Here is a 19,548-nt window from a genome sequence, read left to right as displayed (position 1 = left end):
AGCTCGCTCTGCCGGCGCGTGGCGTCGGCGACGACGGAGCGGATGCGGGCGACCTCGCGGGCGAATCTCAGGCGTGCCTCACCGATGGCGTCGCGTTCGGCTTCGAGCTCCGCGATGGCCTCCGCCGCCTCGGCCGCCAGCTCCTCGCGTCCCGCCGCTAAGGCCGCCAGGGCGCGCTCTTCGAGATCTGCCGCGCGGGCTTCCACCTCGGCGAAACGCCGGCCTTCCGCCTTGTCACCCGCCATTGCGGCGGCGAGGGCCTGGCGGCTGCGCTCCAGGGAGACCCGCGTCTCCCGGATCTGCTGATCGAGGATGAGCAGGGCGTGGCGATCGATCACCTCTTCCTCGGCCCGGGCGGCGGCGCCGCGGGCGAGGAGCCGAAACAACTTGAGCATGGTGTGCCTCCGGCGTTTGAACGCTGTTCACACTCATGGTCTCGCCGATATTTGCACGCTGTTCAAGTGCTGAACTGCACACCGTTCAAAATCATGTCACGCGCTCGACCCGATCTGTCTCAGCCCCTCGCCGAGGATCATCGCCGCCGCCACGGCGATGTTGAGCGAGCGCATGCCCTCGCGGATGGGAATGACGATCCGGGCATCGGCCGCCTCGTGGACGGATGCGGGGACGCCCGCCGATTCCCGACCCAGCAGGATGCAGTCGCCGGGGAGGAAGGCGAAGGCGGTGTAGGGGAGGGCGCCGGTGGTCGTGGCGAGGACGAGCCTCGTGCCGGTCGCTTCCCGCCACTGCGAGAAGGCCGCCCAGGAGCGATGCCTCGTGATCGCCACATGGTCGAGATAATCGAGGCCCGAACGGCGCAGATGCCGGTCGGACACATCGAATCCTGCCGGCTCGATGATGTCGACGGCCACGTCGAGGCACGCTGCCATCCGCAGGATCGTCCCCGTATTCTGGGGAATGTCGGGCTGGTAGAGGGCGAGACGGAGCATCGGACCGGGCGGCTGCATTGCGTCTGCGGCATCGCCTCGCGGTTGGCACGTCGTCAAGGCCCACTACCTCAGGCAAGTCTCCAACACCGGACCAGATCATGTTTCTCGATTGGCTCGAGCGCCGCATCGACCCGTTCGCGTCCTTCGAAGACGGCCGGATGCCTCCCAAGACGGTGACGGGCTTCGCTGCCTTCTACCTGAAGCCGATGCGGGTTGCCCTGGTGCTGCTCTTCCTCGTGGCCATCGCGGCCGGAACGGTGGAAGCGTCGCTCTACCTGCTCATGGGCTGGTTCATCGATCTCCTGAACACGGCCGACCGTGCGACGGTACTGGAGGAGCACGGCTTCAAGATCGGCCTCGCGGCGATGCTGCTTCTCGTGGTGCGACCCTTCACGGTCTGGCTGCACGAGGTGATGTCGAACCAGCTCCTCGTGCCGCAGGCGACCAACCAGGTCCGCTGGCGCACGCATCTCTACACCCTCGGTCACTCGCTTTCGTATTTCCAAGCGGATTTCGCCGGCCGGCTCGCCAACCGCGTCGTTCAGGTCGGCCCGGCCGTGCGCGAACTGGCCGTGGTCTTCATCGATACGCTGCTCTACGTGGCGATTTACGCCGTCACGGCGGTGGGCCTGTTCGGCTCCATCTCCCTCTGGATGGCCCTGCCGGTGGTTGTCTGGGTCGCGGCCTATTCGGTGCTGACTTGGTGGTTCGTGCCCCGTGCCCGTGCGCGCTCCCTCGTGACGGCCGATACGCGCTCCCTCCTCATCGGTCGGATCGTCGACAGCTACACCAACATCCTCACGGTGAAGCTCTTCGCCCGCGACCGCGAGGAGCGCGCGGCCGTGCGCGACGCCATCGACGTGCATACGGTCGCCCATCTCCACCAGTTCCGGCTCGTCACCACCACCACGACGCTGCTGGGCCTGCTCAACAGCGCGCTCATCGTCGCCACCGCCACGGCCTGCTTCGTCCTGTGGCGGCGGGGCGGCATGACCACCGGCGAGGCGGCGGCGGGTCTGGCCCTCGTCCTGCGCCTGATGGCGATGTCCGGCTGGGTGATGCAGACGGTGCGCGGCATTTTCGAGAATGTCGGCGTGATCCAAGAGAGCATGCAGACGATCTCGCGGCCTCACGGGATCGTCGACCGGCCCGACGCCCGGACCCTCGCAGTGAGCGGCGGCGACATCCGCTTCGACCGGGTCGGCTTCCGCTACGGCGACGGCACACCGTCCGTCATCCAGGATTTCAGCCTGCATATCCGCCCGGGTGAGAAGGTCGGCCTTGTCGGAATCAGCGGCGCGGGCAAGACCACGCTGACCGCGCTTCTGCTTCGGCTGCACGACATCCAGAACGGCCGGATCCTCATCGACGGCCAGGACATCGCCGGCGTCACGCAGGAATCGCTGCGCGGAGCGATCGCCATGGTGACGCAGGACACCTCTCTCCTGCACCGGTCGATCCGCGACAACATCGCCTATGGCAGACCGGACGCGACGCTGGAGGAGATCCAGCGGGCGGCGCGTCTGGCGGAGGCTGACGGGTTCATTGCCGGCCTCGTCGATAACAAGGGTCGGACAGGCTACGACGCCCAGGTCGGCGAGCGGGGCGTGAAGCTCTCCGGCGGCCAGCGCCAGCGCATCGCCATCGCGCGCGTCATCCTGAAGAACGCGCCGATCCTGATCCTAGACGAGGCGACATCCGCTCTCGACAGCCAGGTCGAGGCGGCGATCCAGGACAGTCTCGACACCCTCATGCAGGGCAAGACCGTGCTTGCCATCGCGCACCGGCTTTCCACAATCGCAGCCCTCGACCGGCTGATCGTGATCGATGCCGGGCGTATCGTGGAGGAGGGGACCCATGCGGAACTGATCCGCACCGGTGGGCTCTATGCGCGCCTGTGGGAGCGCCAGTCCGGCGGCTTTCTCGGTGACGTCACGCCGACCGTCTACGAGGACGCAGCGGAATGATCGCCCTCGACGTTTCGGCTGGGGCAGCTGAGCGGCGGCGGCCCTCGCGCGGTCCGTGGCTCACGGAGCTGCGGGCGACACTGGTTCTGGCCGCCCCGCTGATCCTGACCAATCTCGCGCAGCATGGCCTCGTCACGGCCGATGTGGTGCTCCTCGGGCGTCTCGGCGCGGAGCCGCTCGCGGCCGGCGCCCTGGCGACGAGCCTCTACTTCATCCTGTTCATCTGCGGGATCGGCCTCGCCTCGGCGGTCTCCCCCCTGATCGCGGGCGCGGTCGGCCGTGGCGATTCCGCCGATGACGACGTGCGCCGCATCGTGGGGGCCGGGCTATGGGCCGTCACCATCGCGATCGTCCCGGTGATGCTGGCGCTCTGGCACACCGAGCCCCTGCTTCTCGCGATGGGACAGCAGCCGAAGCTCGCCGAGGATGCCGGCCTCTACATGCGCGCCCTGCAATGGTCGATGTGGCCGGCTTTGGCGTTCATGGCCCTGCGCGCCAGCCTCTCCGCCCTGGAGCGGCCCGGCTGGCCCCTAGCCATCAGCATCGCGGCGCTGCCGGTGAATGTCGGGCTCGCAATCTGGCTCGCCTTCGAGGGGCCGGGGCTGCTCGGCCTCGGTATGGTCGGTGTCGGCCTCGCCACGACGCTGGCCGCGTTTTTATCCCTGGCCGCCCTCGTCGGCGTGATGATGCTGGCGCCGTCCCTTCGCCGGCGACGGCTCTTCCTCGGTGTCTGGAGCCCCAATGCCGCGCGCCTCGCGACCATGTTCCGCCTCGGCCTGCCCATGGCGGCGACGGGTCTGGCCGAGGCGAGCCTGTTCGAGGCCGCCGTCCTCGGCATGGGCCTGTTCGGTACGGCGCCGCTTGCGGCCCATGCGGTGACGATCCAGATCGCCGCGATCTGCTTCATGGTGCCCAACGGCATCGGGCAGGCGGCCACGGTGAGGGTCGGCCGCGCCTTCGGGGCGGGGGACCGCATGGCTATGCGCCGGGCCGGCACCATCGCGATCCTCCTGGGCTTCGGCTTCATGAGCGCATGCGCCCTCGCACAGGTGACCCTGCCGCGCCCGCTGATCGGGCTGTTCCTCGATCTGGAAGCTCCCGGCAATGCCGAAGTGATCCCCTATGCGATCACCTTCATTGGCTTCGCCGCGCTCTTCGCCATGGCGGACGGCATCCAGTCGGTGGTGCTCGGCGCCCTGCGGGGGATGCAGGACACGCGCATTCCCATGGCCATCGCCCTGTTCGGCTACTGGATCGTCGGCATTCCGGCCGGCATCCTCGCCGCCTGGGGGCTCGGATACGGCGGCTCGGGGATCTGGATGGGGTTCTGCGCCGGTCTGGCGGTGGTCGCCGTGATGCTGGTGCGGCGCTGGCTGTCCCTCAGTGGCAGCGTCATTGTGCGCCCGTGACGAATGCCGCGTCCCGTCACGGACCTACTCTGGACAAATTCGCATCTGGCGTGCCAGACAAACGTGCCTCAGAAGGCTCGTCTCGGGTGACGCCCGGTCGCATTGCACCGCCCGGTACAATCGTGTCTGCGTCTGCGCTGCGTGCTTCTTTCGAGCGCCTCTAATTGTCGGCGAACGGAAGCGGCGCGTCCTCGATCTGCGGGCGGCCCGAGCCGGCGCCATCCTGACCGGAGTGTCCATCTTGGCGAACACCCCTCCCACATCAGGTCCCGACGGCTCCCGCCGCGACTTCCTGTTCCTGGCGACCGGTGCGGGCCTCGCCGTGGGCGCCGGTGCGTTGGCCTGGCCCTTCGTGGCGTCGATGGCGCCCGACGCGGAAGTGATCGCGGCCGGCGCCCCCCTCGAAGTGGATCTCACGCCGATCCAGGAGGGCCAGATCGTCAACGTGTTCTGGCGCGGCAAGCTGATCTTCGTGCGGAACCGTTCCGAGAAGGAGATCAAGGAATCCGAGGCCGTGAAACTCAGCGAGCTCATCGACCCTCAGCCTGATTCCGCCCGCGTCAAGGAAGGCCACGCCAAATGGCTCGTGGTCTACGGCAACTGCACCCATCTCGGCTGCGTCCCGATCGGGCATCAGGGCCAGTACGAAGGCTGGTCCTGCCCCTGCCACGGCTCGCTCTACGACACGTCCGGCCGCGTGCGCCGTGGACCGGCGCCGACCAACCTGCCGGTTCCCCCCTACGCGTTCCTGAACGACACCAAGATCCGGATCGGTGAAGACGGCGGTAAGGCCGTCGCCTGATCTCGGGACCATCGCCCATGGGCGGTGAGGGAGGGGGTCCGACGCGCGAGGGCACGCGACGGATCAGAGCGAAACAGACTTCGAAGCGGGTAACCACATGAGCGGTCACGCCACCTACGTCCCCAAGAGTCGGATCGCCAAGTGGTTCGAATCGCGGCTGCCCATCGTCGGGCTGGTCCATTCGTCGTTCATCGCCTTCCCGGTCCCGCGGAACCTCAACTATTTCTGGACCTTCGGCGCCATCCTGATGGCCATGCTGATGTCGCAGATCGTCACCGGCATCTGGCTGGCGATGCATTACGACCCCTCCGCCGGCAACGCCTTCAACTCCGTCGAGCACATCATGCGCGACGTGAATTACGGCTGGTTGCTGCGCTACATGCACGCCAACGGCGCCTCGATGTTCTTCGTGGCGGTCTACGTCCACATCTTCCGCGCGCTCTATTACGGGTCGTACAAGGCCCCGCGCGAGGTGCTCTACATCCTGGGCGTCATCATCTACCTCCTGATGATGGCCACCGCCTTCCTCGGCTACACCCTGCCGTGGGGCCAGATGAGCTTCTGGGGCGCCACCGTCATCACCAACATCCTGGCCGCGATCCCGATCGTCGGCGACACGATCCAGAGCCTTCTCTGGGGCGGCTATTCCGTCGGCAACCCGACGATCAACCGCTTCTTCTCGCTTCACTACCTGCTGCCCTTCATGATCCTCGGCGTCGTGGTCCTCCACGTCTGGGCACTGCACGTCACCGGTCAGAACAACCCGACCGGCATCCCGATCAAGAGCGGCAAGGACGCGGTGCCGTTCACGCCCTACGCGACGATCAAGGACGTCTTCGCCGTCGTCGTGTTCTTCGTCTTCTTCGCCTACTGGATCTTCTACCAGCCGAACTACCTGGGCCACGCGGACAATTACGTCCCCGCCAACGCCTCGGTGACACCCGCCCACATCGTGCCGGAATGGTACTTCCTGCCCTTCTACGCGATCCTCCGCGCGGTGCCGGACAAGCTCGGCGGCGTCATCCTGATGTTCAGCGCCGTGATCATCCTGGCCTTCGCGCCCTGGCTCGACACGTCGCGGGTCCGCTCGGCCAACTACCGCCCGATCTACCGCCAGTTCTTCTGGCTGTTCGTGGCCGTCTGCGTGATTCTCGGATGGCTCGGCGCCAAGCCACCGGAAGGCGGCTACGTCCTCGCCTCGCGGATCTGCACTGCCTACTACTTCGCGCATTTCCTCATCGTGATGCCGCTGGTGGGGCTGTTCGAGACGCCGAAGGCCATGCCGGGATCGATCCTGGAGAGCGTGACCGGACCTCATCCGCAATATGGCGGTTCGGGTATGCCAGCCGGTGCGGCCGCCGCGCCATCGTCGAAGGGTTGAGGTGCGGATCGTGAACAGCATGAACACATCGCGCGTCCTCGCCGCCACGCTCATCGCGATCCTTCTCGGCTCGGCTTCGGCCGGCGCCGAGGGCAGTCACTCGACCCCGAACCCGCCCCGCGAGAAGTGGAGCTTCGCCGGCGTGTTCGGCAAGTTCGACGAGGCCCAGCTGCAGCGCGGCTTTCAGATCTATCGGGAGGTCTGCTCCAACTGCCACAGCATGAACCTCGTGAAGTTCCGCAACCTCGCCGAGAAGGGCGGGCCGGGCTTCACGGCGGGACAGGTCAAGGCTCTTTCGGCCGAGTACAAGATCAAGGACGGGCCGAACGATTCCGGCGACATGTTCGAGCGGCCCGGTCGCCCGGCCGACGCCTTCCCGTCGCCCTTCCCGAACGAGAAAGCCGCCGCCGCCGCCAATGGCGGCAAGGCCCCGCCCGACTTCTCGGTGCTGGCCAAGGCCCGCACCTACGAGCGCGGCTTCCCCTACTTCATCTTCGATGCGATGCCCTTCATCGGCTATTCGGAACAGGGCGTGGACTACATCCATGCGCTCCTGAACGGCTACGAGGACGCCCCGAAGGGAATGGATGTCCCGGCGGGCACGAACTACAACAAGTACTATCCCGGCCACCTCATCGCGATGGCCAAGCCCCTGAGCGACGGCCAGGTGACCTACGCCAAGGGCGCCGACGGCAACCCCGTCGTTCCCGAGACGGCGGAGCAATACTCGCACGACGTGGCGGCGTTCATGTCCTGGGCGGCCGAGCCGCACATGGAGGCCCGCAAGGCCCTGGGCTTCCGCGTCATCCTGTTCCTGCTCGTCCTGTCGGGCCTTCTCTACTACGTGAAGAAGAAGGTCTGGGCGGATGTGGGCGGCGAAGCTCATGGCATGCAGCCGGAGCTTCACAAGACGAGCTGAGCCCCTTAAAGGCGGATCACGACGAACGGGCTCGCTGTCGCGGGCCCGTTTTCGTTTCCACCATGACGGCGCGCCCGACGCGCCATCGCGACGACGACAGGAGATTCGGCATGACCGCAGCAGTGCTCGGCGTGATGGGCGGATCCGGTGTCTACGATCTGCCGGGCCTCGAAGACATTCGCGAGGAGGCGATCCGTTCTCCCTGGGGGGAGCCCTCCGATTCGCTGCGGATCGGCCGGATCGGCGCGACCAAGGTGGTCTTCCTCGCCCGTCACGGACGCGGCCACCGTCTTTCTCCGTCCGGCATCAACTACCGCGCCAATATCGACGTCATGAAACGGGCCGGCGTCACCGACCTCGTGTCGATCTCGGCCTGTGGGTCGTTCAGGAGCGAGCTGCATCCGGGCCTGTTCGTCCTCGTCGACCAGTTCGTCGACCGCACCCATGGCCGGGAATCCTCGTTCTTCGGCAATGGCTGCGTCGCCCACGTGCCCTTCGCCCACCCCGTCGGGCCGGCCCTCCAGGCTCGCATCGCCGCAGCGGCAGCGGCCGAGGATCTGCCGATCCATCGCGGCGGCACTTATGTCTGCATGGAAGGCCCGCAATTCTCGTCCTTCGCCGAGTCCCGCACCTACAAGGGCCTGGGCTACGACGTAATTGGCATGACCAACATGCCCGAGGCCAAGCTCGCCCGTGAGGCGGAGATCACCTTCGCCACCATCGCCATGGTGACGGATTTCGATTGCTGGCATCCGGGCCATGCCGATGTGGACGTGGCATCCGTCGTCGCCGTCGCCCGCGCGAATGCGGACAAGGCCGCCCGCCTCGTCTCGCGGATCGCCCGCGATTTCCCCACGGAGCGGGAGGAATGCCCAGCGGGCTCGCATCGCGCCCTCGACGGCGCGATCATGACGGCTCCGTCCCACCGCGATCCCGAGCTGCTGGCCAAGCTCGACGCGGTGGCGGGCCGGGTCCTCGCCGCCTGACCATGCAGGCATTCGATGGCAAGGCCTTCCCACGAGAAGGCATTTGCCTCTAGAGCGTTGATCCCGATATCCCATCCGGATCGATGATCCGGTGTATGCGTTCGGCATCGAGCCGAGACGTTGCATCGATCATCCACGCCGATGCTTCAGAAGACGGCCCTTCACGTGACGGTCAAACCATGAGCGACCCTTCGACGATGCGTTCCGCGAGCATCAGCCGCCGCACGGCGGAGACCGACGTCCACGTGTCCATCGGGCTCGATGGAACCGGCAAGGCGGCGATTTCGACGGGGGTCGGGTTCTTCGACCATATGCTGGAGCTCTTCGCCCGGCACGGGCTGTTCGACGTGGAGGCCAAGGTCACCGGCGACCTCCATGTGGATCACCACCACACCGTCGAGGATACCGGAATCGCCCTCGGTCAGGCCTTTGCCCAGGCACTGGGCGACAAGCGGGGCATCGCCCGCTACGCGGACATCCACCTGCCCATGGACGAAGCGCTGACACGGGTCTCCATCGACATTTCCGGGCGGCCGTTCCTCGTCTTCCGCACCGCGTTCAAGGCGGAGAAGATCGGGCAGTTCGACACCGAGCTGGTTCGCGAGTGGTTCCAGGCCTTCGCCATGAATGCCGGGATCACCCTGCACGTCGAGACCTTGTACGGTGACAACGCTCACCATATCGCGGAGAGCTGCTTCAAGGGCTTGGCCCGCGCCTTGCGGAAAGCCGTTGCGGTCGATCCGCGTGAGGAAGGTCGCATCCCCTCGACGAAGGGTTCTCTGTAGGGCTTTCACGGGCGGGAAGAGGCGGACACACGCATGCGCACCTACACGTTCCATCTGCCATCGGACACCATCGCCGGCGAATCCCACGGCCTCGAGAGTGCCGTCCTGGTTCCGGACGGCTTCTCGCTGCGGGCGTTCGTGTTCGGTCCGCTGTGGTTCTTCTTCCATCGGCTCTGGCTGGCCGGTCTCGGTGTGCTGGCCCTGCTCGTGGCAGCCGGTTTCGCCGGCCGTTTCCTGGGGCTCGGCACCTTCGCGGGCTTCCTGATCACGGTCCTGCTCCTCCTCCTCGTGGGGATGGAGGCGTCCAGCCTGCGCCGCTGGACCTATGCCAGGCGTGGTCGTCCCACCCGCGATGCCGTGGTCGCTCATTCCGCCGAAGAGGCCGAGATCAAGGCCGTGAACCGCTGGCTGACGGCTCCCCCCGTGGTCCGCTCGGGTCCGAGCGCCTATCCCGCGGCATCTCTGCGTCCGGTCGATACCGCCCTCGGCATGTTCCCCTTCGCCGAGCCCCGTCGGTCATGATGTCCGAGACCGTCGCGATCATCGATTACGGGTCGGGCAACCTGCATTCGGCCGCCAAGGCGTTCGAGCGCGCCGCCCGCGAGGCGGGACTGAGCGCGACCCGCATCGTCGTCACCAGCGATCCCGACACGGTGTCGTCCGCCGACCGCGTGGTTCTCCCCGGTGTCGGTGCCTATGCCGATTGCCGCAAGGGCCTCGATTCCGTCGACGGCATGGTCGAGGCGATGACGCATGCGGCGCATGACCGGGGCCGCCCGTTCCTGGGCATCTGCGTCGGCATGCAACTCCTCGCAAGCCGGGGTCTCGAATACGAGATCACGCCGGGGCTCGGCTGGATCGCCGGCGATGTCCGCCCGATCCGCCCGTCCGATCCCGACCTCAAGATCCCGCATATGGGGTGGAACACCCTGCGGCCCGAGCGTCCGCATGCGCTCCTCGACGGCATCCCCACGGGGGAGGATGGGCTGCACGCCTATTTCGTGCACAGCTACGCCCTCGACCCGACGGACCGGACGGATGTGGTCGCGGAGAGCGAGTATGGCGGACCGGTCACCGCCCTCGTGGCCCGGGACAACGTCGCCGGCACCCAGTTCCACCCTGAGAAGAGCCAGCATCTCGGTCTGGCACTGCTCGCGAACTTCCTGCGTTGGCGCCCGTAGACGGCCCATCGGCTCATCGACATTCAGAAAGCGACATTCACCGTGATCCTGTTTCCGGCGATCGATCTCAAGGAAGGGCGTTGCGTTCGCCTCGTCCAGGGGGACATGGCGCAAGCCATCGTCTTCAGCGACGATCCGGCCGCCCAGGCGAGCGTGTTCGAGGAGCAGGGCTTCTCCTGGCTTCACGTGGTCGATCTCGACGGCGCCTTCGCCGGCGCTCCGATGAACGCCTCCGCCGTCGATGCCATCCTCGCCCGCACGAACCTTCCGGTCCAGCTCGGCGGCGGTATCCGCGAGATGCGCACCGTCGAGGCCTGGATCGAGAAGGGTGTCAGTCGGGTCATCATCGGCACGGCCGCCGTACGCGATCCGGCCTTCGTACGCGAGGCGGCCCGCCTGTATCCGGGCAAGATCGCCGTCGGTGTCGATGCCAAGGACGGTCGCGTGGCGGTGGAAGGCTGGGCCAAGACCTCCAGCACGACGGCTGAGGAACTCGGACGTCGGTTCGAGGACGCGGGCGTTGCCGCCATCATCTACACCGACATCGCCCGCGACGGCATCCTCAAGGGCCTGAACATCGAGATGACCCTCGCCCTCGCCGAGGCCGTGACGATCCCGGTCATCGCCTCGGGCGGCCTAGCCTCCATCGAGGACGTCCATCGTCTGCTGGAGCCGGATTGCGCGATGCTGGCCGGCGCGATCACCGGGCGGGCGCTCTATGACGGTCGCATCGACCCGCGAGAGGCGCTCGCCGCCATCGCCCGCAAGGCGGCCGCGTAGGCCTTCGTCGTTCCACGTTCGCAAGAGATATGAAAAAGCCGCGCGTCCCATGGGGCGCGCGGCTTTTTCGTTTCCCGCGAAAGGCCGCTCTCGTCAGAGGCCGTTCTTGGCACCCGGCACGATGCTCGTGCCCGAGCCGCTGCCGAACGGCTCGTACTTGGTGAGGCCGCGGAACAGCTGGCCGAGGAAGGCGCGATCCGCGCCGCTGGTCGGCGTGGTGCGCTCGATGAAGTCGAACACCTTGCCGTCCTGCAGGCCGTAGAGGGCGATACGCTCCACCTTGAAGCCGGCGTTGAAATAGATGGTGGTGACCTTCTGGTCCTCCACCTGCTCCCCGAGGAACAGCACCGTGCGGCGCGAGTTCTGGGTGATGTAATACCACGTCTTGTTGCCGACGGTGGAGACCGTGGACGGAGAGCCGAGGATCTGGAGGACCTGCTCCGCGCTCATGCCCGGCTTCACCGTGGCGAGGGCGGCTTGATCGATCTGGTATCCGTGCCGGAGATCCTCACCGATGCAGCCGGAGATTCCCACGCCGACAAGGCCGATGACGGCGAGACGGCTGATCGACGAGACGAAACGGCGCGACATCAGCCACCCTTGATCCGTTGAGACAACACGACGTTTGAACGTCATAGCTCGGTGCCGATCTCCACCTGGACGTTCCGGTGGAGCTTGCGCCCTGGCTGTCGGTTGCCGTACCGCGAGGTTATGGTTTTGACAAGGCAAGCTCGGCCACACCCCTCCCGCCTCCGGTGGACGGCATGATTTCGCGATTCTTCAAGCGAAGCTCCGCGCGCGCCAGCGTCGTTGAGGCGTTGCATCTGCGGATCAACGAAGCCTCGCGGGAGCCGGCCCTCTATACCCATCTCGGCGTCCCCGACACCGTGGAGGGTCGTTTCGAATGCCTGACGCTCCACGTCATCCTGGTCCTGCGGCGGATGAACCAGTTGCCGCAGCCCGCGGCGGACATCGCCCAGGATCTGATCAACGCAGTCTTCCTGCAGCTGGATTCCTCGCTGCGCGAACTCGGTGTCGGCGATTTCGGCGTGCCCAAGCGCATGAAGAAACTGGGTGCGGCCTTCTACGGTCGTGCGGCGGGTTACGACGGCGCCCTCGATGCGAGGGACGAGGACGGCCTGAAGGCCGCCCTGGCGCGCAACGTCATCGGTACCGAGACGCCGGAGGCCGGTGCCGGCCTAGCGCGCTACGTGCTGAGCAGCGTCGACCTGCTCGATGGACGCGACCTCGATCACCTCATATCGCACGGGCCGGGCTTCCCATCCCCGCTGAACCTCAACCAATCGGGAGATATCTGACATGACGGCAAAGTCGGCGGTTGCGCCCTTGTCGCGGCCCTTCCGGGTCGACCGCCTGCCCAGGGACAGGGCAGGAATCGTCATCAAGGCGACACCGGAGGAGGAGGCGGCCCTGGCTGCGGATTTCCGAATCCCGGCCGTCCGCGACCTCGTGGGCCAGCTGCAATGGAGCGGAACGTCCGCGCATCTCGTCATCACCGGCACGGTCTCGGCCGTCGTCACGCAGGTCTGCACGATCAGCCTGGAGCCGTTCGAGGCGGAGGTTTCCGAGCCCGTCGAGATCGTGTTCAGCGATCGCGAACCGGAGAAGGAGGCCGGCGACGAGGAGACCGACATCCCGGATCCGATCGTCAACGGCACGATCGACCTCGGACAGGTCACCGCCGAATTCCTGGCGCTCGGCCTCGACCCTTATCCGCGCAAGCCCGGCATCGCCTTCGAGCCGGTGGCCGAGGAGCGGGAATCGCCGCTGGCCATCCTCAAGACGCTGAAGCAGGACGACGCGTGAATTCCGGCCCCGGCAACGGATTTGCAGAGTGACGGAGCCGGGGGCGAACCGCGGATTCCGCAAAAGCTGAGATTTCGTTTGCCCGCCGGGCTCGAACCGCTATTTTCCGCCGCGCCGAGGAAGGGTCCGCCCATGCGGGTTCAGGCCTCTCGTCGATCCCGTCTCGCCGAAGGGCGTTCCGTCGATCCTTCGCTCGAGAAGGGTCTGTCCATCCTGAAAGAGGCCTCCGGCCGAACCTCATGTCCCAAAGAGTGTGCATCTCGCTCGACGCCATGGGCGGCGACCACGGTCCCACGACCGTGGTGCCGGGCGCCGCCATCGCGCGCGAGCGCCATCCCGAGATGACGTTCCTGATGTTCGGGGACGAGGCCATCCTCGCCCCGCTGGTGGCGGCCGAACCACGCCTGAAGGGGGCGGTGGAGATCAGGCACACCACCGTGGCGATCTCCATGGACGAGAAGCCGAGTCAGGCCGTCCGCTCCGGGCGCGGCAAGTCTTCGATGTGGCGCGCGATCCAGGCGGTCAAGGACGGGGAAGCCGATGCGGCCGTCTCCGCCGGCAATACCGGCGCACTCATGGCGATGTCGAAGATCTGCCTGAAGACCTTGGCCGGCATCGAGCGCCCTGCCATCGCCTGCCTCTGGCCCACCGTGCGCGGCGAGAGCGTCGTCCTGGATGTGGGCGCCACCATCGGCACTGATGCAGAGCATCTCGTGGAGATGGCGCTGATGGGCGCCGCCATGGCCAGGATCGTGTTCGATCTGGATAAGCCGACGGTGGGCCTGCTCAATGTCGGGACCGAGGAGATGAAGGGCAACGAGGCGGTGAAGGAAGCCGCCCGGCGCCTGCGCGAAAGCGATCTGCCGAACCTGACCTATCACGGCTTCGTGGAAGGCAACGACCTCGGCAAGGGCACCGTGGACGTGGTGGTCACCGAAGGCTTCACCGGCAATATCGCGCTGAAGACCGCGGAGGGCACGGCCAAGCAGATCGGCAGTTACCTGCGCGCGGCCATGAGCCGGACCCTCTCGGCCAAGATCGGCTACTTCTTCGCCCGGCAGGCCTTCAAGGCATTGCGCGACAAAATGAACCCGAGCCGGGCCAATGGCGGCGTGTTCCTCGGCCTCGAGGGCATCGTCATCAAGAGCCATGGCTCGGAAGACGCCCATGGCTTCGCGGCCGCCGTCGATCTCGCGCACGATATGGCGCGGCACGACCTGATGCGGACCATTCGCGACATGCTCGAACTCACGCCCATGGCCGCCTCCGCATGAGGTGGTCGATGCCGGATCGGATCTGACATGGCGGTTACACGCTCCGTAGTGGTGGGAACGGGCTCGGCCCTGCCCGCACGTCTCGTGACGAACGACGAGTTGACGAAGACCGTCGACACGTCCGACGAATGGATCGTGCAGCGCACGGGCATCCGCCAGCGCTACCTCGCGGGTGCCGGCGAGACCACGTCGACCTTGGGGATCGCGGCCGCCAAAGCCGCCCTGGACGATGCCGGGCTCGGGCCGGAGGATATCGACCTCGTCCTCTGCGCCACCTCGACGCCGGACCATACGTTCCCCTCGGTGGCGACCCAGATCCAGGCGGGGCTGGGCATCCGCTCCGGCTTCGCCTTCGATATCCAGGCGGTCTGCGCGGGCTTCGTCTACGGCGTCTCCACCGCCGACAAGTTCATCGCGAGCGGAAGCGTGCGGCGCGCCCTCGTGGTCGGCGCCGAGACGTTCTCGCGCATCCTCGACTGGGAGGACCGCACGACCTGCGTGCTGTTCGGCGACGGCGCCGGGGCGATCGTCCTCGAGGCCCAGGACGGGGAAGGGACGAACGAGGATCGCGGCGTGCTCACCAGCCATCTGCGTTCCGACGGACGGCACCGTGAGAAACTCTACGTCGATGGCGGACCCGGCTCCACCGGCACGACCGGTCATCTGCGGATGGAGGGCAAGGAGGTCTTCCGCTTCGCCGTGGGCTCCGTAACGGATGTCATCGCCGACGCATTCGCCGCCACGGGGACGAGCGCCGACGACCTGACATGGTTCGTGCCGCATCAGGCGAACCGTCGCATCATCGAGGCCTCCGCCGACAAGCTCGGTATAGACCGCGGTAAGGTCGTCCTCACAGTCGACCGGCATGGCAATACCTCGGCGGCGTCCATCCCGCTCGCCCTCGATGCGGCCCGCAAGGACGGTCGGATCAAGCGCCGCGACCTCGTCATGATCGAGGCCATCGGCGGCGGTTTCACCTGGGGTGCCGCCCTGATCCGCTGGTGAGGCGAGCCCGGGGTCGAGCACACTGCCGAGGCTTGACCATCAAGTCCTGTTGACCTGCGGCTTAACGCAGATTAGCGTGTCCGATCATAGAGATACGTCAGAAAATACGATTCGTTTTGGGGAATGACGCATGGCAGGGAAGACGGTCACACGCGCCGATCTGAGCGAGGCCGTCTATCAGCAGGTCGGGCTGTCGCGGACGGAATCGGCAGCGCTCGTCGAAACCGTGCTGTCCGAGATCTGCACCTGCCTCGCTTCCGGTGAAACGGTGAAGCTGTCGTCGTTCGGGTCCTTCGTCGTTCGCGGCAAGGGCCGGCGCGTGGGCCGCAACCCCAAGACCGGCGTCGAAGTGGCCATCGAGCCGCGCCAGGTCATGGTATTCAAGCCGTCCAACGTGCTCAAGTCCCGGATCAACGGCGTCAACGGCGTCGCGGAACAAGACGACGATTGAGGTCTTCCATGTCGCTGGCAGTCAAGGTTCCTGCCGATAGGGCGCGGGGCGGGGACGGCTCCTTCGAGGGGAGTGGTCCCGGCTCCGTGGACAATCGCGACACGATGGAAAAACGCCCCGGGGCATTTCGCACGATCAGCGAAGTGGCCGACGAGCTCGACGTGCCGCAGCACGTTCTCCGGTTCTGGGAGACGAAGTTCGCCCAGGTCAGGCCGGTGAAGCGCGCGGGTGGTCGGCGCTATTACCGGCCGGAAGACGTAGACCTGATCAGGGGTATCCGACGCCTGCTCCATGAGCAGGGCTACACCATTCGCGGTGCTCAGCGCGTTCTGAAGGAGAACGGCATCCGCTTCGTCCAGTCGGTGGGGCGCGGCGAGGCCGAAGTGGCGGCCCCAACCCAGCGAGATCTGGACACCGGGGAATACGAGGCCGACGAAGAGGTCGCTCCCGGCGCGGCAAGCGACGACGACCGGCTCGGTGACGACCGGCTGGCCCTGCAGGCCGTCCTCGACGACCTCCATGCATGCCGCGATGCGTTGCAGACCCTGAGCGACCCGTCGGATCTCGCAATCCGCTCCTGCTAGGACGATCGCGCGGCTCGGGTGTCGAAGGAAACGCCGCGATACCCTCGACGGCGGGCTCCCCCCTTCCCACATGCAGCGGGCCACGGCGGTCACACACACGTCAGCCCATAAGGTCGCCAGGCATCACCGGAGACCGCCCGATGTACGCCGCCAAATCGAATGCCTTTCTCGCAGCAGGCCTGTTTCTCGCGCTCGCCAGCGCCCCGGCCATGGCCCAGGATACGGCGACCCGCACCGAGACCGCGGCCCCCGGAAAGAGCGTCCGCATCCTCATCGCCTCGAACCTGAAGGACGATTGCAAGCCGGGCTCCATGCCGGAGATCCGCATCAGCACCTCGCCCAAGAACGGCTCGCTCATCACCAAGACCGGCAGCGTCACCACCCCGTCGAGCCACAAATGCCCCAACAAGAAGACCGCCGCGACGGGCGTCTTCTATCAGAGCAAGGACGGCTTCACCGGCACGGACGAGGTCGTGGTCGAGGTCAAGAAAGCCGACGGGAAAACCAGCACCCAGACCATCACCATCACCGTCGGCGGCTCGGCCGTGAAGGGCGGGGACGACACGAAGAAGAGTGCCACGGACCTGTGATCCGGCCCTGAGCCCCTTCGACATCACGGGTCCGGCGGTTGCGATTCTCACCGCCGGGCACCGTACTGTGGCAAGCTTCCCACGCTCGATTGCCGTCGCGACCGCACTGCGACAAAACTGGGCCTGTCAGTTGCATCCGAGCCGAGACAGGATGAAGCTGCGTCAGTCGTGAAGGGATCGGGATGCCAATGCCATCGACGAACGACCTGTTCCAGAGCTTTGCCCGCGGTTACGAGGCCCGCCGCGATACGGAGATGAGCCTTTCCGAGTTCATGGAGGCTTGCCGGGACGAGCCCCTCATGTACGCCACCGCGGCCGAGCGTATCCTCGACGCGATCGGCAAGCCGGAATTCGTGGACACCGCCAAGGACGCCCGTCTCGGCCGGGTATTCATGAACCGGACGATCCGGGTCTATCCCGCCTTCTCCGAGTTCTACGGCATGGAGGAGACGATCGAACGGATCGTCTCGTTCTTCCGCCACGCGGCGCAGGGCTTGGAGGAGCGCAAGCAGATCCTTTACCTCCTCGGCCCCGTCGGCGGCGGCAAGTCGTCCCTCGCCGAACGCCTCAAGGCCCTGATGGAGGTCCACCCCATCTACGTGCTGAAGGCCGGCAACGAGGTCTCGCCGGTCTTCGAGAGCCCGCTGGGCCTGTTCGACCCCGAGGTGATGGGCGCCGAGATCCAGGAGCGCTACGGCATTCCGCGCCGTCGCCTCACCGGCCTGATGAGCCCCTGGGCCTTGAAGCGCCTCGACGAGTTCAACGGTGACATCTCGCAGTTCAAGGTGATCAAGGTACGGCCCTCGCGCCTGCGCCAGATCGGCATCGCCAAGACCGAGCCCGGCGACGAGAACAACCAGGACATCTCGTCCCTCGTCGGCAAGGTGGACATCCGCCGTCTCGAGACCCTGTCCCAGGCGGACCCGGACGCCTACTCCTATTCCGGTGGCCTCAACCGGGCGAACCAGGGCGTCCTCGAATTCGTCGAGATGTTCAAGGCGCCCATCAAGATGCTGCACCCGCTGCTCACGGCGACGCAGGAGGGCAATTACGTCGGGACCGAGAATATCGGTGCGATCCCGTTCACCGGCATCATTCTGGCGCACTCGAACGAGTCCGAGTGGCAGACTTTCAAGACTAACAAGAACAACGAAGCCTTCATCGACCGTATCTACGTCATCAAGGTGCCCTACTGCCTGCGGGTGACCGAAGAACAGCGGATCTACGAGAAGCTGGTCTCGGGCTCCGAACTTGCGGACGCGGCCTGCGCCCCCGGCACGCTGGAAATGCTGGCCCGGTTCTCCGTGCTCTCCCGCTTGCGCGAGCACGCCAATTCCAACGCCTTCTCGAAGATGCGCGTCTATGACGGCGAATCCCTGCGCGAGGTCGATCCCCGCGCCCGTTCCATGCAGGAATACAAGGATGCGGCCGGCGTCGACGAGGGGATGGACGGCATCTCCACCCGCTTCGCCTTCAAGGTGATGGCGGCCACGTTCAACCACGACACGACGGAAGTCTCGGCCGACCCCGTCCATCTCATGTACACGCTGGAACAGTCCCTGCGCCGCGAGCAGCTGCCGCCGGAGACCGAGAAGCGCTATCTCGAGTTCATCAAGACCGAACTCGCGCCGCGCTATGCCGAGTTCATCGGCCATGAGATCCAGAAGGCCTATCTCGAATCCTATCACGATTACGGCCAGAACCTGTTCGACCGTTACATCGACTACGCCGATGCCTGGATCGAGGATCAGGACTTCAAGGATTCCGAGACCGGGCAGCTCCTCAACCGTGAACTCCTGAACCAAGAGCTCACCAAGATCGAGAAGCCGGCCGGCATCGCCAACCCGAAGGATTTCCGCAACGAGGTCGTCAAGTTCGCCCTTCGCTCGCGGGCTCAGCATGGCGGGCGCAACCCGTCCTGGACGTCCTACGAGAAGCTACGCGAGGTGATCGAGCGGCGGATGTTCAGCCAGGTGGAGGAACTGCTTCCGGTCATCTCCTTTGGTTCCAAGAAGGACGGCGAGACGGAGAAGAAGCACGGTGAGTTCGTCGATCGCATGATCGCGCGAGGCTATACCGAGCGGCAGGTCCGCCGTCTGGTGGAGTGGTACATGAGGGTGAAGCAGGCGGGTTAGGACGGCGACACGTCCGGTCGCGGGCTAAGCAGGTTCGCGTTGGCAAGCCAACGCTTCGCCCTGCTCAGCTCTTTGATGTGTCGCAGGTTTTGATCGCAGAACCGGGGCCACTTCTGCGAAACCTGCTGAGGGCCGGCGGGCATTGCGGTGCCTGCCGGACACGACCGTCGAACCTGCCAGGGTCTCAGGGGCCAGGGTCTTGAGGGTGAGGACGAAAGCACCGGATGCACATCGTTGACCGTCGGTTGAATCCCGGAGGCAAGAGCCTTCCAAATCGCCAGCGCTTCCTGCGCCGGGTCAAGGACATGGCCCAGCGCGCCGTGCGCGAATCCGCCCGCGAGAAGGACATCAAGGATCTGGGCAAGGACGGGCGCGTCACGGTTCCCGGAGACGGCGTGCGCGAGCCCCGCTTCAGCCGCCAGTCCGGCACCGGCCTGCAGGACTACATCCTGCCCGGCAACAAGACCTATGTGGAAGGCGACCGCATCGAGCGCCCGCCGGGCGGCGGCGGGGGCAAGGGGT

General features: G+C 66.3%; 22 protein-coding genes. 19 read left to right on the top strand and 3 right to left on the bottom strand.

The genetic code is table 11. The features are described 5' to 3' along the window. Positions 1-395, bottom strand: a 395-nt coding sequence (locus FV220_RS18135) for a PspA/IM30 family protein (RefSeq protein WP_187273452.1), incomplete at its 3' end; no start/stop codon positions are given. 96 nt (positions 396-491) lie between these two features. Next, positions 492-950 (bottom strand): tRNA (cytidine(34)-2'-O)-methyltransferase, encoded by a 459-nt coding sequence (locus tag FV220_RS18130; protein ID WP_147832784.1) that lies wholly within the window; start codon positions 948-950, stop codon positions 492-494. A gap of 98 nt (positions 951-1,048) precedes the next feature. Between FV220_RS18130 and FV220_RS18125 the strand changes: the two genes are divergently transcribed. The 10 genes from FV220_RS18125 to hisA all read left to right on the top strand — a co-directional run bounded on the left by FV220_RS18125 (position 1,049) and on the right by hisA (position 11,160). Then, the gene (locus FV220_RS18125) at positions 1,049-2,917 is read left to right on the top strand and encodes an ABC transporter ATP-binding protein (RefSeq protein ID WP_147832783.1); all 1,869 of its coding nucleotides are present in this window, start codon (positions 1,049-1,051) and stop codon (positions 2,915-2,917) included. After that, positions 2,914-4,326 (top strand): MATE family efflux transporter, encoded by a 1,413-nt coding sequence (locus FV220_RS18120; protein ID WP_147832782.1) that lies wholly within the window; start codon positions 2,914-2,916, stop codon positions 4,324-4,326. The genes FV220_RS18125 and FV220_RS18120 overlap by 4 nt, the downstream gene beginning before the upstream one ends. A gap of 241 nt (positions 4,327-4,567) precedes the next feature. Then, entirely contained in the window at positions 4,568-5,128 is a 561-nt protein-coding gene (gene petA, locus FV220_RS18115) for a ubiquinol-cytochrome c reductase iron-sulfur subunit (RefSeq protein ID WP_026175670.1), read from the top strand. 97 nt (positions 5,129-5,225) lie between these two features. Beyond that, positions 5,226-6,509 carry a cytochrome b N-terminal domain-containing protein gene (locus FV220_RS18110; protein WP_018042314.1) on the top strand — a complete coding sequence of 428 codons (1,284 nt, stop codon included), beginning with the start codon at positions 5,226-5,228 and terminating at the stop codon, positions 6,507-6,509. Positions 6,510-6,528: 19 nt separating this feature from the next. Continuing rightward, positions 6,529-7,428 (top strand): cytochrome c1, encoded by a 900-nt coding sequence (locus FV220_RS18105; RefSeq protein ID WP_187273451.1) that lies wholly within the window; start codon positions 6,529-6,531, stop codon positions 7,426-7,428. Between the two features lie 110 nt (positions 7,429-7,538). Further along, a complete protein-coding gene (locus FV220_RS18100; RefSeq protein ID WP_018042316.1) occupies positions 7,539-8,414 on the top strand; it encodes an S-methyl-5'-thioadenosine phosphorylase in 876 nt (291 codons plus the stop codon). A gap of 197 nt (positions 8,415-8,611) precedes the next feature. Beyond that, positions 8,612-9,199 (top strand): imidazoleglycerol-phosphate dehydratase HisB, encoded by a 588-nt coding sequence (hisB, locus tag FV220_RS18095; RefSeq protein WP_018042317.1) that lies wholly within the window; start codon positions 8,612-8,614, stop codon positions 9,197-9,199. Between the two features lie 33 nt (positions 9,200-9,232). Continuing rightward, positions 9,233-9,721 carry a DUF2628 domain-containing protein gene (locus tag FV220_RS18090; RefSeq protein ID WP_147832780.1) on the top strand — a complete coding sequence of 163 codons (489 nt, stop codon included), beginning with the start codon at positions 9,233-9,235 and terminating at the stop codon, positions 9,719-9,721. Next, positions 9,718-10,380 (top strand): imidazole glycerol phosphate synthase subunit HisH, encoded by a 663-nt coding sequence (gene hisH / locus FV220_RS18085; protein ID WP_147832779.1) that lies wholly within the window; start codon positions 9,718-9,720, stop codon positions 10,378-10,380. The genes FV220_RS18090 and hisH overlap by 4 nt, the downstream gene beginning before the upstream one ends. A gap of 42 nt (positions 10,381-10,422) precedes the next feature. Beyond that, the gene (gene hisA, locus FV220_RS18080; protein WP_018042320.1) at positions 10,423-11,160 is read left to right on the top strand and encodes a 1-(5-phosphoribosyl)-5-[(5-phosphoribosylamino)methylideneamino]imidazole-4-carboxamide isomerase; all 738 of its coding nucleotides are present in this window, start codon (positions 10,423-10,425) and stop codon (positions 11,158-11,160) included. A 93-nt stretch (positions 11,161-11,253) separates the two neighbouring features. Here hisA and FV220_RS18075 read toward each other — a convergent pair whose 3' ends face one another. After that, positions 11,254-11,751: an outer membrane protein assembly factor BamE gene (locus FV220_RS18075; RefSeq protein WP_018042321.1), complete on the bottom strand. Its 498-nt coding sequence runs from the start codon at positions 11,749-11,751 to the stop codon at positions 11,254-11,256. 173 nt (positions 11,752-11,924) lie between these two features. Here FV220_RS18075 and FV220_RS18070 point away from each other — a divergent pair, with 173 nt between their 5' ends. The 9 genes from FV220_RS18070 to FV220_RS18030 form a co-directional block, all read left to right on the top strand. Next, positions 11,925-12,479, top strand: a complete 555-nt coding sequence (locus tag FV220_RS18070; protein ID WP_147832778.1) for a ubiquinol-cytochrome C chaperone family protein — start codon at positions 11,925-11,927, stop codon at positions 12,477-12,479. Position 12,480: 1 nt separating this feature from the next. After that, positions 12,481-12,987, top strand: a complete 507-nt coding sequence (locus FV220_RS18065) for a DUF177 domain-containing protein (RefSeq protein ID WP_056145843.1) — start codon at positions 12,481-12,483, stop codon at positions 12,985-12,987. A gap of 239 nt (positions 12,988-13,226) precedes the next feature. After that, on the top strand, positions 13,227-14,261 hold the full coding sequence (plsX, locus tag FV220_RS18060) for a phosphate acyltransferase PlsX (protein WP_056255658.1): 1,035 nt from the start codon (positions 13,227-13,229) through the stop codon (positions 14,259-14,261). Between the two features lie 27 nt (positions 14,262-14,288). After that, positions 14,289-15,266 (top strand): beta-ketoacyl-ACP synthase III, encoded by a 978-nt coding sequence (locus FV220_RS18055; RefSeq protein WP_147832777.1) that lies wholly within the window; start codon positions 14,289-14,291, stop codon positions 15,264-15,266. A 130-nt stretch (positions 15,267-15,396) separates the two neighbouring features. Further along, on the top strand, positions 15,397-15,717 hold the full coding sequence (locus tag FV220_RS18050; protein ID WP_018042326.1) for an integration host factor subunit alpha: 321 nt from the start codon (positions 15,397-15,399) through the stop codon (positions 15,715-15,717). 104 nt (positions 15,718-15,821) lie between these two features. Beyond that, positions 15,822-16,301: a MerR family transcriptional regulator gene (locus tag FV220_RS18045; RefSeq protein WP_210322653.1), complete on the top strand. Its 480-nt coding sequence runs from the start codon at positions 15,822-15,824 to the stop codon at positions 16,299-16,301. A 140-nt stretch (positions 16,302-16,441) separates the two neighbouring features. Beyond that, the gene (locus FV220_RS18040) at positions 16,442-16,891 is read left to right on the top strand and encodes a hypothetical protein (protein ID WP_018042328.1); all 450 of its coding nucleotides are present in this window, start codon (positions 16,442-16,444) and stop codon (positions 16,889-16,891) included. A 182-nt stretch (positions 16,892-17,073) separates the two neighbouring features. After that, positions 17,074-19,026, top strand: a complete 1,953-nt coding sequence (locus tag FV220_RS18035; RefSeq protein ID WP_026175676.1) for a PrkA family serine protein kinase — start codon at positions 17,074-17,076, stop codon at positions 19,024-19,026. Between the two features lie 224 nt (positions 19,027-19,250). Next, positions 19,251-19,548: DUF444 family protein (locus FV220_RS18030; protein WP_147832775.1), on the top strand; the 298-nt coding region annotated here is incomplete at its 3' end.

The sequence above is a fragment of the Methylobacterium sp. WL19 genome (assembly GCF_008040005.1).
Classification (GTDB): Bacteria; Pseudomonadota; Alphaproteobacteria; order Rhizobiales; family Beijerinckiaceae; genus Methylobacterium; species Methylobacterium bullatum.
The sequence above is the reverse complement of the archived record's forward strand: the minus strand, read 5'-3'. Positions and strand labels throughout refer to the sequence as shown.